This is a genomic window from Microcoleus sp. C2D2, from assembly GCF_036702495.1.
Taxonomy (GTDB): Bacteria; Cyanobacteriota; Cyanobacteriia; order Cyanobacteriales; family Microcoleaceae; genus Microcoleus.
Genome location: NZ_JAUBTO010000086.1, coordinates 24833 through 35275, shown reverse-complemented (window position 1 = coordinate 35275; position 10443 = coordinate 24833). Strand labels below are relative to the sequence as shown.

The following is a 10443-nucleotide window of genomic DNA, read 5'->3' as shown; positions in this document are numbered from 1 at the left end:
TAATTGGGTCAACAGGTAAAAGATGAGTAATTTTACTCATTGACAATAGTGCTTTTAGCTTAACTTGTGAGTAATGGCCATAACAGACAATTTATATGCGTAGCATCCCGGCCGATCGCTCATTTTAGGGCGTATAAATTATGTTGAAGTAAATGCCCTTATCTTGCAGATTGTCGCCCCGATCGCTAATTCTCACCAAAGGAAAAGCGTAATCTACGCGCAGGTTCAGCCGCTCTATCGGTTCCCAGATTACCCCCAAACCCACACCTGCTAAAAATGTCTGATTGGGTAATGTATTAGGATTGTTGGGAGCATTCCATACCCTACCCGCCTCCAAAAAGGGAGCCAATTGAAGTTTGGGATTTCCCGAACCATCGCGCTGCAAAGTAATCCGATCCTCGATCGAAACTCTGAAGCCGTTATCACCTGAACGGGCATTTTGGCGGTAGCCCCGCAAAGATTGCCCGCCGCCAATTACAAATTGCTGTGAAGGCAACAAACTATTAGCTGACAACTGCAAGTCTGACTGCAAAATTAATAAATGTTTGTCATTCAATCGCTGTACTCGCTGCACTTGACCCAGCCAGCTAAAAAATTGTCCGTCGGGCTTAGAACCTTCGTTTTGAGTAGCATCAAACAAGCTAGTGCCGATCGTAAATTGCGATCGCACAGCCCAAGCACCCTGCGGGTCGCGCCGAATGTAGTCCTGTCCCAGCTTAATTGCGCTCGTAGTGGTGACACCATTGGGATCCGGACCTTCACCAAAAGGCACCGGTTCGCCAGCGAGAAAAGTTCTGCCTCTCTGATAAGTAAAACCGGTAGACAAGGCAAATTCTTCGATCGGCGTTCGGATCAGCGGCTGGCGGTAACTAACTTCAAATAAATGCGATTTTCCCGAAATGTCAAACGTATTAAAAGGTGCTTGTACGATACTGTTGCGATTCGGCGCCGCCCTCAATTGCAAAGTGCCGTTCATCGCATTTAGCGGCAGGCGATAGCTGAAATCGAACACGTCTGAATCGCCGATCGAGCGGTAATAAGCCGCCCCAAGTTCGTCGCCATTTCCTGTTATGTTGCGGTGCCGCAAACTAACTCCCACTCTTTCGGAACCGACGCTGGGAGGCGAGTAATTGTCAATGCTGAAACTAGGTTGAAACGGATTAGCTTCCGAGACTCGGACGATCAGAATGCTCTCGCCTTCATTATCCCCAGCCCGCAGGCTGGCTTCTACATTGCTAAATAAAGGATCGACTCGCAGCAGCCGGAGTTGATCTTCTAATGAAGCTGTGCTTAAAGGCATTCGGGCCCCCAGTCGAATTCGGCTGCGGATGTAACTTGGATCCAATCTTTTAGTTCCTTCTATCTCAATCCGGGTCAGCTTGCCTTCGATCACTTGAATTTGGACTACCCCTGCGGTGATAGTTTGCGGCGGCAAGACAGCTCTCGAAGTGATATAGCCTCGATTGAGGTAAATTTCGGTAATTTTGTCGGCGATTTGTTTGAGTTGTTCTAGGGTGGCAGAACGGCCCTCTAACGGCTTGACTAAGGCATTAATTTCGTCTTGGCTTAAAATTGTGCTGCCAACTACTTGAATTTTCTGCACCTCAATTGCTGCATTCGGCAGCGTTGGGGGAACTGGCGAAGGGGGTTGGGGGGGTACTGTTGGCGGTACTTGCGGAGGTTCTGGGGAAGGCTGCGGGACGGGTTGCAGAAATCGATCGCGATTTGGATCTGGCTGAGTCGGCGGCGGAGGCAGGTTGGAAGGCGCCGAGGGTGGGTTCTGGGCTAAAACATGATTGCAATGTAGCTGGTTCTGACATTTGGGATCGTTATCAACCAGATTTTTTGCTGCGGGTTCTTGCCCCTCACCGCAATCCGTTTGATTAATTGTGGAACACGCATCAGCGTTTTTGTCAACCAGATTTTTTGCTGCGGGTTCCGAATCCGTACCACAATCCGTTTGATTAATTGTGGAACAGGTATCGGGCTTGTTCACGATCGCGTTGCTTTCTGGAAAATCGGGGATTTGATTTAAGTTTGTTGCAGTTTCATCCTCCTTGATTTCCAGTTTTTGCAGTGCTAATACTCCGTTGCCCGTATCTGCTGAGTTGTCAGCGGCGACGGGCAACTGAGAAATATGGTCCGTTTGGGATATAGCTTTATGGGCATAAAAGCAAGCCATCGGGAGCGCAGTTAGAAGTGAAATCCCCAACCGAAATATTGCAATATTTGCATTCGGGCGCATAATTAATAATTTCTCTAAAATAAGTTGGTCGGCTGCTTGACTATGCCAGTTTATCATTTAGTATTATGCGAAATTTGACCATCAAAATTTCCACAGTCCGGCTTTCAAGAGGCCAGGAGCCCGAACAGCTCATTAGCACAATAATTTTAATTTATTTAGGACGATCGACCAAAAAACCCCCAACAGCCAAAAATCATCTGTGGCGCTGCCAAACACCGCGCTCTAAACCGAGTTTTTCCTACTTGCAACACAAGTCATACCATTTTAGATTTTAGATTTTAGATTTTAGATTTGAGAAGTGGCAATGACTTATGGCAATCAGGGTTTGGGGCTTGCCTACCGTTGCATTCTTTTTTGAAACGGGTGTCGAATTATTTTTTTCTTAGAGGTGTTAACTCACTTGGGACTAATGGTTCTTGAGCGATTTTGCCGAGTTGGACTGAGTTCAACACTGCTGACCACTCGTGAGCTAAACTGGCATCGCTGGGAGACTCCATGCGTAATTGAGCTAGAGTTGCCAGGTAGTCGTACCAGAGACCTTGTTGGGCGAAGATGCTGAGCTTGGCGGGATAGGGCGCTCGATCCAACTCTGTTTTCACGTTTGGGGCGAGTGCGGTGCGGTTGATCCACCCGGAAACGAGAACTTCATCTGTTGTATAGTTTTTTGCGTTGCATTTGATAGTAAAGTACCATTGATAGTTTTTGCCAACTTCCAGGGCTGGCGAGTTGTCGTCGGAGTCGAGGCTGACGCTAACGACACCTGCACGGCTAGTTACCATGCGAAAACTTTTTTTGTATAGTGTTTTGTCCGTTTCGTCTGCTAACTCAAACTGAACTGTTTTGTCTACGGCTACGGGAAGGTAGTAGAAAAATGTCGGCTTTGCTGATATGGTTTGCCCCATAGTTGATTGGGGAATCAAAGCAGTTAAGGCAGTTGGGGCAGTGGAGCATTCTAAGCCACGGGTTCCTCCCCCTTCCCGCCTTCCGGGTACTCCCTGTTGCGGCGGTTGAAAGCTATTCCACGAGGCTCCCAATTGCTGGCTGTTTGGTCTGCTTCCGCTTGGTTGAGCGGGTAGAACTGTTTGCCAGTTGAGGGGTAGCTGCGGTTGTGAGCGGCGGTGGACGCTGTTGGCGGGGCTGTTGAGAGCCTCTGCTGGTCTTAAGAAACTACCAACGGCAACTGCCTCTAAACACAGAATTAAGGAAATGGCACCGATATTTAGAGCATACTTCCAAGCCATGACGAACCTGCCTTCTGATGAACCTAGGGACTTTATCGCACGGTTTTATTCTACCCAAGGTTTTGACGGATTTAGTAATCTGTTGTACTTAATTTATATCTTCAGGCAGATACGATTAGTTTGGTCGCTCTGATCGACGTGGAATTTTCTGTAGCGTTTTTCAGTGGTAGCTTAGTAGTTATACTTACTTGCATTCACGGCAGCAGGTTGGGTTGAGCTTGTTAAACCCAACTTTGACCGAAAAGCCAGACGCCAGCCCCGGGCTACCGACATGGAAGTCGGCAGCGCTTTCAACCGCCTGTAGAGTTGAACAAAGCTTTATCGGAAATTTGGGTTTAAAACCCCGTCTTTCTAGGACGGCTTTATATTAATAAGAATATCTTACAGAATACCTGATATAATGTAAGCATGACACAAAAAGCATTTAAATACCGATTCTATCCAACACAGTCGCAAGAAACTTTGCTGAGAAGAACGATGGGTTGCGCTCGATTAGTTTACAACCGTGCTTTAGCCGCAAGGACGGAAGCATGGTATGAAAGGCAAGAGCAAGTTGGATACTCTGAAACCTCAACAATGCTAACCAGTTGGAAAAAGCAAGAAGACTTGCAGTTTCTCAATGAAGTTAGCAGTGTGCCATTACAGCAAGGCTTGAGGCATTTACAAAACGCCTTTACTAACTTCTTTGCAGCAAGGGCAAAATATCCCAACTTCAAGAAAAAGCATCACGGCGGTAATGCTGAATTCACTAAAGCCGGTTTTAGGTGGAAAGATGGCAAAGTATATCTAGCAAAATGTTCTCAATCATTGGATATCCGATGGAGTCGTCAACTTCCTGAAGGTGCAGAGCCGTCAACAATTACGGTGAAGCTCTCGCCCTCTGGACGTTGGACTGTTTCTTTGTTGGTAGATATTCAGATTGAAGCATTACCTGAATCTCCTAATCAGATTGGTTTAGATTTGGGTATTACTAGCTTGATGGCTTTAAGTAATGGCGAAAAGATTGCTAATCCTAAAACATTCAAAGCTAAGCGCCGTAAGTTGCGTAAAGCTCAAAAAGCGCTTAGTCGGAAGAAAAAAGGCTCTAATAATCGCCATAAGGCAAGATTGAAAGTCGCTAAACTTTACGCCGAGATTAGCGATGCTCGTAATGATTTTCTTCACAAATTGACAACTAGACTGGTTCGTGAAAACCAAGTGATTGCGGTCGAGTATCTGTCTGTGAAGAATCTGGTCAAAAACAGAAAACTCGCTCTTTCTATTAGTGATGCTAGTTGGGGTGAAATCGTCAGGCAACTTGAATATAAGTGCAACTGGTATGGTCGTACTTTTGTCAAAATTGACCGTTGGTTTCCTAGCTCTAAAAGGTGTGGACATTGTGGACATATCGTTGACAAGTTGCCTTTAAATATCAGAGAGTGGGATTGTCCTAAGTGCGGTACACATCACGATCGCGATGTGAATGCTGCTAAAAATATTCTTGCCGCAGGGCTTGCGGTTAATGTCTGTGGAGCGACTGTAAGACCCGAACAGAGTAAATCTGTTAAGGCTGGTGCTATGAAACAGAAACCTAAGTCGTGAGTCTTAGGAATCCCCGTCACAGAGAGTGCGGGGTGGATGTCAACTAACGCTTGTACATTATCTGGTTCAATGCTGTATAACTCTAGTATGAAGCCTAAATACAAGCACAACAACAACATAACTTACTCTTGTAAATATCACATTGTGTGCTGTCCAAAGTATCGTCGTAAAGTTTTGCTCGAAGCCGTTGATGTTCGTCTGAAGGAAATCCTAGCCCTTGTTGCTATCGAGCTTAATAGCGAGTTGATTGAAGTGGAGGTAATGCCAGATCATGTTCAGGTTTTGGTCGAGTGCGATCCTCAATTTGGAATTGCCAAGCTTGTTCGGTATTAGCCGCCAACAAAAAGAAAGTAAAAACCGCAGTAAAGCTCAACTAAAAGTGACGGCTTTGCACAATAAAATTCAACAAAAACGCGAGGCTTACCTGTGGTGGGTTGCCAATAAGCTGATTAAAAAGTATGATGCTGTCGCAGCCGAAGATTTGCCGATCGAGAATATGATGAAACGGTGCCAGCCGATTAAGTCGAATACTGGTAGGTTTTTGCCAAATGATCGATCAGCTAAACGCGGGTTGAACCGTTCTCTCTCCGACGCTAGTTGGTATGATTTAACCAAAAAACTTGAGTATCTGGCGGCAAAGTCAGGAAAAAGACTTGATAAAGTTAATCCACAATATACCAGCAAAACTTGTAGCCAATGTAGTTACGTTGCTCGAGATAGCCGCAATGGGGAAAAGTTTATTTGTACTAATTGCGGATACATTGATGATGCAAATCTGCAAGCTGCAAGAAACGTGAAAATTAAAGCAATAGAGGCTTACGGGCTAACTATTGTCAAGAAAATTAGAGCGAAAATGGTACGGGTGGACTGCTCGAAACCAGTACAATTGAATCTTTTTGAGATTGAGTTGTGCGAAGGCTTGCCAGATAATACGCTGCCTCAAAAAGGCATCGTGGCGTGTGGGCGGGAACCCAGATGGCATTCAATTGTCTCTCTGGGATGTTGAGAAAGTAATTTATTAAGAATCTCAGGGTCTTTAGACCTGAGAGTTTCAAAGATCAGGTTTTCTGTACAATACCGGCAAGAAATTTAGCATGAATCTCGATTCACCTGTTCTCTCGGACAAACAGCCTTCGGGGCTGCGGATGGTAAGACCGATCGGAGTCTTGACACTGCACGGCATTGCTTTTTTAGGAAATAAGTTGTTCGCTGTCGATCGCGCCGAAGGGCTGCTATTGGAGATCGATCCAGAAACTGACAACACTACTGTTTTGAATCCTTATCAAACGGCTAAGTTTGCGGGCGCAACTGGGCTGGCTATTTCGGAAGATACTGTCTGGTTTGCGCGGGATGAGGATATTTGTTGCTGTCGGGGCGCAATTCGGGACGGGGCGATAACTGAACTCAAGCCGGAACATTTTGTTTCACTTTCTTATCCGGCTGACGGGATTGCTGTGTGGAAATCTACGCTTTATGTGGCTTGCCAGAGATTAGCCTCGATTCTGGTTTTTGACCTGAAAACTGGTCGGGAAATTACTCGGTTTTACGCTCCCGGTATAGGGGTAGAAAATATCACTGTCCGGGATGAAGAACTTTGGGTTTGCGACAAGACTGAGCAAACTGTTTACTGTTTGGAACGGGGAACTGGGGAGATTAAATTTAGCGTTTTGACTCCCTTTGAGTCGCCTTCGGGTTTGGCTTTCCACAAGGATTCCGAAACCGGGGAGGAGGTTCTGTACGTGGCTTATGCCGGGGATGAACTTTACATCCGGGATGACCCGAATTCGGAAGATCCTTTTCAGTTGACGAAGCGCGATCGCACTTTTATTCACCCTTTGTATTTTCACTACAATGAAGCCGACCGCTACGCTCTGTCAAACGGTTTTTTGATGGAAATGTCTTATGTGGAGGAACTGTCTCCTCTCGATGAGGTAGAAATCGAAAATTTGGAGTGGCGGATTGCTTTGCCTTCGGAAACTCACCGGCAAAAGGTCAGGAAAATTACGCCCATCGGAATGCCTTTTACTGAGGAAATTCAGGAAGGGGAACGGGTGGCGGTGTTTAAGTTCGATCGGCTGCACCCTGGGGAACGCCGAATTTTTGGCTGGAAGGCTTTGTTAGAAGTTCGCTCGATTAAGTATCAGTTGTCGCCTCGGGATGTCGAAAAGAGTCCGAAGCTGTCGCCGGAGTTTGCAGCTAAGTATTTGGTGGATAATGACAATTTGGCGATGGATACAGAGATTGTGCGATCGGCTGCTGTGGCTGCTATTGGCTCGGAAACTAATATTCTGAGGCAGTTACTGAGCATTCGCAATTTTGTTTACGACCAACTTTCTTACGGGATTAGGCCTCACATTGACACTCCCGATATTGTGCTGCGCCGCGGCATCGGTTCTTGCGGCGAGTACGTGGGGTTGTTGTTGGCTTTGGCAAGGTTGAACGGGATTGCTTGCCGCACGATCGGCCGCTACAAGTGCCCGGCTTTTGCTGACAGAAAAGGTGTGGCGCTGGAGCCGGATTTCAATCACGTTTGGCTGGAATTTTACATTCCGGGTTTTGGCTGGGTGCCGATGGAATCTAATCCTGATGATATTCAAGACAGAGGCCCTTATCCTTTGCGATTTTTTATGGGTTTGGCTTGGTATCACGTAGAAATTGGCAAGGGAATTCGGTTTCAAGGTCTCACCAGCGGGGGTCTTCCTTTAAACAAGGAGGATGTTTCCGTGGGGAGTCTGGCAATTAATCATGTGAGGTTTACAATTTTGGAAGAGTTGCCAGCAGTTTGAAGGGAGTGTTAACAGTTAACAGTTAGCCGTCAACATTCAACTGTTAATTGTTAACATTTTTCATCTAAAATCTAAAGTAGAAAATGTAAAATCAGAGGAAGAGGGGTTGTGGAATCTTCGATTGCTAATGTTCTGGTTTTAGTGGCCTTTGTACTGCTGCTGACCGTGACTGGCGGGGTCGCTTATTTGACTTCTGTTGAGTGGCGCGATCGCAGGCGGTTAGATAAGGCTAAACGGAAAAAAAAGTAGCTCTTGGCTGTTGACAATTTGAGTGAATTGTGTTAAAAAAATGAGGCGATCGACGGCGATCGTCTTGTTTTTTGATTGAGGATAAGGAAGTTGAAAATTAATTATCACTAATCATCTGGAAGAATATCAATATCCTGTTTTGTAATCTGGTTAAAGCGAATTGCATGAGAAGGATTTTCTAACTCAGTAAAAATGCTCGTAACTGCTCTCCAAACAGCAGATCTACTTCCGGCAAAATCTATCATAATTAAACCCTCTGGAACATTAGGATCGGATATTAGGTGATAGTTGGGGTGATAGTGTAATAGAACCTTACCATTATGCAATGCGCAGTCATGTACTTCTACATTAAGGGCAAGACGTGTGAAACGGTAAAAACTTTCCTGAGAAATCCAGTAAGATGGAACATCTTTTCCAGTCTTTTCCCAAAATGCCTGCATTATATCCTTACGTTTCAAGTCCTCCTGTTCATCTTGTGTAAGAATAATGATTCTTTTCTTTTCTTGAATTTGATGATTTCTAAGAATTTCAAAATAGGTTTCTCCAGCTTCATCCAAAGGTGTAAATCCTAAATTTCTGATAGAACCTTGGTGGATACCTCTCCAGACAGTACACTTTTGTAGACCTAGAGTCAACAGCTTATAGAAATCAACGATAGAAGAGCGCGTAATGTAATTAGGTTGATTGACAACTTTATCAAGAAAACTTTTTATAAGCTCTCGCTCTGTTTTATTTGAACCTAGTAAATTTTGCATGGCGCTATAATGATTAAGGCTATTCTTTGCACGCTCTAAAATATCATAGTTCTCCAGCAGTTTATTATCATGTTTAGTAATCAGGGTATCTAGACTATTAACTTTACTTTCAATCGAGCCTTCTATACTTTGTAATTTTGCCTGAAGAGCCTCTAATTTAGCCTGACGATCGCTCAAGCCTTCTTCATAAGCCTGAAGTAATGAAAAGAGGAATCCAGTAATAAATCCTGCCGCAGCAGAGGAGAAAAGAGAAGGATAATTAACTTGAAAGTTTCCCTTTTGATTAGTTGAAGTAGTTGCAATACTGAGTAATCCTCCAAGAAATATACCAATCAAGGCATATTTAAGATTCTTTAACAATGATTCTTGAATTACATTTCTCATTAAGATACCTCTTGTATTGAACTGCAAATAGTAAATACATAGTTGCCCCCTGTTCCTAGCGAAATGTTCTCATCTGGCCAAACTCGCCTCTGATCGACAATGCGTAATCCAGCAGCAATCAAATCACGATGCAGCAAAGGAAGCGAAACTTTATACTCATATTCTCCATCACAACCATACTGAGCAACTTTATAAATCAAGTTCTCAACGTGAGCGGGTAATTCAGGATTATTTTGTTTTGCAGTATGGAGAACTTGTGCGTAAAATTGACGGACAGAGCGAGCATAGTCCGCCTCGTTATTTATTTGATACTCTGGCAAAATATTCTCTGCCATCACTGCATAACCTGAACCGCCAAGCAAACTACGTACTCGACTAAGAAATTGGACTTTGCGATCGTCTTCAATGTGATGATATGCAGAGGCTAAAACCACAACGTCCCAATGTGGCTGAGGTAGTGGTATGAATACAGCATCTCCGCATATGAGTATTGGCTGACGACGGTAAGTAAAAAATCGCTGTTTTGCAAATTTCAAATAAGGGACTGATATGTCTACACCAGCCACAATCGATATATTTGGATGATCTACAATCCCTTCTAGGGATAGACCTGTTCCACAACATAAGTCCAGCACAGCGGCTTCTTTGCGAGAGTTCAAAATCCCTATCGTTGTATCTCTAGCTGTCATAAGCATCAGCATTTCATCGGGACGGGAATGCTCTTCAAGTTCGTATGCTTCTGGATCGTCTTTGTAATCGGGCAAATTTGTATGCATCAACTCAACAGGTTGATGATTTTCTGCGTAGTTCATGTATCACGACTCGCTATTAAAAATGTTGTTAGTCTGAGTTGCTATCAAATAGGAAAGCGTAATTAGATTAAAGAGCTGCGTAGGTCAGGTTTATGCACGAAAACCAACTCATAAACAGGTTACGACCTCGCAAACATATCCTGCGTTTAGATCGGCCTACCTACTCTTTTAATTAAGTTAAATATCACTGCCTCTATAATGGTATTATGTCGCAGTTTTTCCTTTTATGTCAAGCACCGCTCAGTCTTATCGTCCTTGAGAATTAAACTAATTATAGCGCTTTTAAATCATTGGTGTAATTTTTGTAGGGTAGTCCCTCCGCGGTTAGCCCGGAGGCCGCCTGGGCAGGCACTCACAGATATCTTTTGACTTCAAACTCGAATATGCTTT

At 44.4% G+C, this 10443-nt stretch carries 9 protein-coding genes; 5 read left to right on the top strand and 4 right to left on the bottom strand.

Going from position 1 to position 10443, the window contains the following annotated elements:
* Positions 1 to 124 precede the first annotated feature (124 nt).
* Both QUB61_RS24230 and QUB61_RS24225 read right to left on the bottom strand, forming a co-directional pair.
* Positions 125 to 2302 (bottom strand): ShlB/FhaC/HecB family hemolysin secretion/activation protein, encoded by a 2178-nt coding sequence (locus tag QUB61_RS24230; protein ID WP_333134473.1) that lies wholly within the window; start codon positions 2300 to 2302, stop codon positions 125 to 127.
* A gap of 314 nt (positions 2303 to 2616) precedes the next feature.
* On the bottom strand, positions 2617 to 3486 hold the full coding sequence (locus QUB61_RS24225) for a DUF928 domain-containing protein (RefSeq protein WP_333134471.1): 870 nt from the start codon (positions 3484 to 3486) through the stop codon (positions 2617 to 2619).
* A gap of 408 nt (positions 3487 to 3894) precedes the next feature.
* Here QUB61_RS24225 and QUB61_RS24220 point away from each other — a divergent pair, with 408 nt between their 5' ends.
* The 5 genes from QUB61_RS24220 (at position 3895) to QUB61_RS24200 (ending at position 8102) form a co-directional block, all read left to right on the top strand.
* Positions 3895 to 5067, top strand: a complete 1173-nt coding sequence (locus QUB61_RS24220) for an RNA-guided endonuclease TnpB family protein (RefSeq protein ID WP_333134469.1) — start codon at positions 3895 to 3897, stop codon at positions 5065 to 5067.
* A 36-nt stretch (positions 5068 to 5103) separates the two neighbouring features.
* On the top strand, positions 5104 to 5400 hold the full coding sequence (gene tnpA / locus QUB61_RS24215) for an IS200/IS605 family transposase (RefSeq protein ID WP_333134467.1): 297 nt from the start codon (positions 5104 to 5106) through the stop codon (positions 5398 to 5400).
* Positions 5339 to 6073, top strand: coding sequence for a transposase (locus tag QUB61_RS24210; RefSeq protein WP_333134465.1), 735 nt, complete (start codon positions 5339 to 5341; stop codon positions 6071 to 6073). Before tnpA ends, QUB61_RS24210 begins: the two co-directional genes overlap by 62 nt.
* Positions 6074 to 6161: 88 nt before the next feature.
* The gene (locus tag QUB61_RS24205; protein WP_333134463.1) at positions 6162 to 7853 is read left to right on the top strand and encodes a transglutaminase domain-containing protein; all 1692 of its coding nucleotides are present in this window, start codon (positions 6162 to 6164) and stop codon (positions 7851 to 7853) included.
* Positions 7854 to 7961: 108 nt separating this feature from the next.
* Positions 7962 to 8102: a hypothetical protein gene (locus tag QUB61_RS24200; protein ID WP_333134461.1), complete on the top strand. Its 141-nt coding sequence runs from the start codon at positions 7962 to 7964 to the stop codon at positions 8100 to 8102.
* A gap of 107 nt (positions 8103 to 8209) precedes the next feature.
* On the opposite strand, the gene QUB61_RS24195 is transcribed toward QUB61_RS24200, so the two are convergent.
* Both QUB61_RS24195 and QUB61_RS24190 read right to left on the bottom strand, forming a co-directional pair.
* Entirely contained in the window at positions 8210 to 9241 is a 1032-nt protein-coding gene (locus QUB61_RS24195) for a hypothetical protein (RefSeq protein WP_333134458.1), read from the bottom strand.
* Complete coding sequence (locus QUB61_RS24190; RefSeq protein ID WP_333134456.1) at positions 9241 to 10053, bottom strand: class I SAM-dependent methyltransferase; 813 nt, start codon at positions 10051 to 10053, stop codon at positions 9241 to 9243. The genes QUB61_RS24195 and QUB61_RS24190 overlap by 1 nt, the downstream gene beginning before the upstream one ends.
* Positions 10054 to 10443: the final 390 nt, after the last annotated feature.

Bases quoted from the DNA above. Each gene is read 5' to 3' on its own strand.
- QUB61_RS24230 (WP_333134473.1), bottom strand. From the start codon at position 2,302: ATGATAAACTGGCATAGTCAAGCAGCCGACCAACTTATTTTAGAGAAA.
- QUB61_RS24225 (WP_333134471.1), bottom strand. From the start codon at position 3,486: ATGGCTTGGAAGTATGCTCTAAATATCGGTGCCATTTCCTTAATTCTG.
- QUB61_RS24220 (WP_333134469.1), top strand. From the start codon at position 3,895: ATGACACAAAAAGCATTTAAATACCGATTCTATCCAACACAGTCGCAA.
- tnpA (WP_333134467.1), top strand. From the start codon at position 5,104: ATGTCAACTAACGCTTGTACATTATCTGGTTCAATGCTGTATAACTCT.
- QUB61_RS24210 (WP_333134465.1), top strand. From the start codon at position 5,339: ATGTTCAGGTTTTGGTCGAGTGCGATCCTCAATTTGGAATTGCCAAGC.
- QUB61_RS24205 (WP_333134463.1), top strand. From the start codon at position 6,162: ATGAATCTCGATTCACCTGTTCTCTCGGACAAACAGCCTTCGGGGCTG.
- QUB61_RS24195 (WP_333134458.1), bottom strand. From the start codon at position 9,241: ATGAGAAATGTAATTCAAGAATCATTGTTAAAGAATCTTAAATATGCC.
- QUB61_RS24190 (WP_333134456.1), bottom strand. From the start codon at position 10,053: ATGAACTACGCAGAAAATCATCAACCTGTTGAGTTGATGCATACAAAT.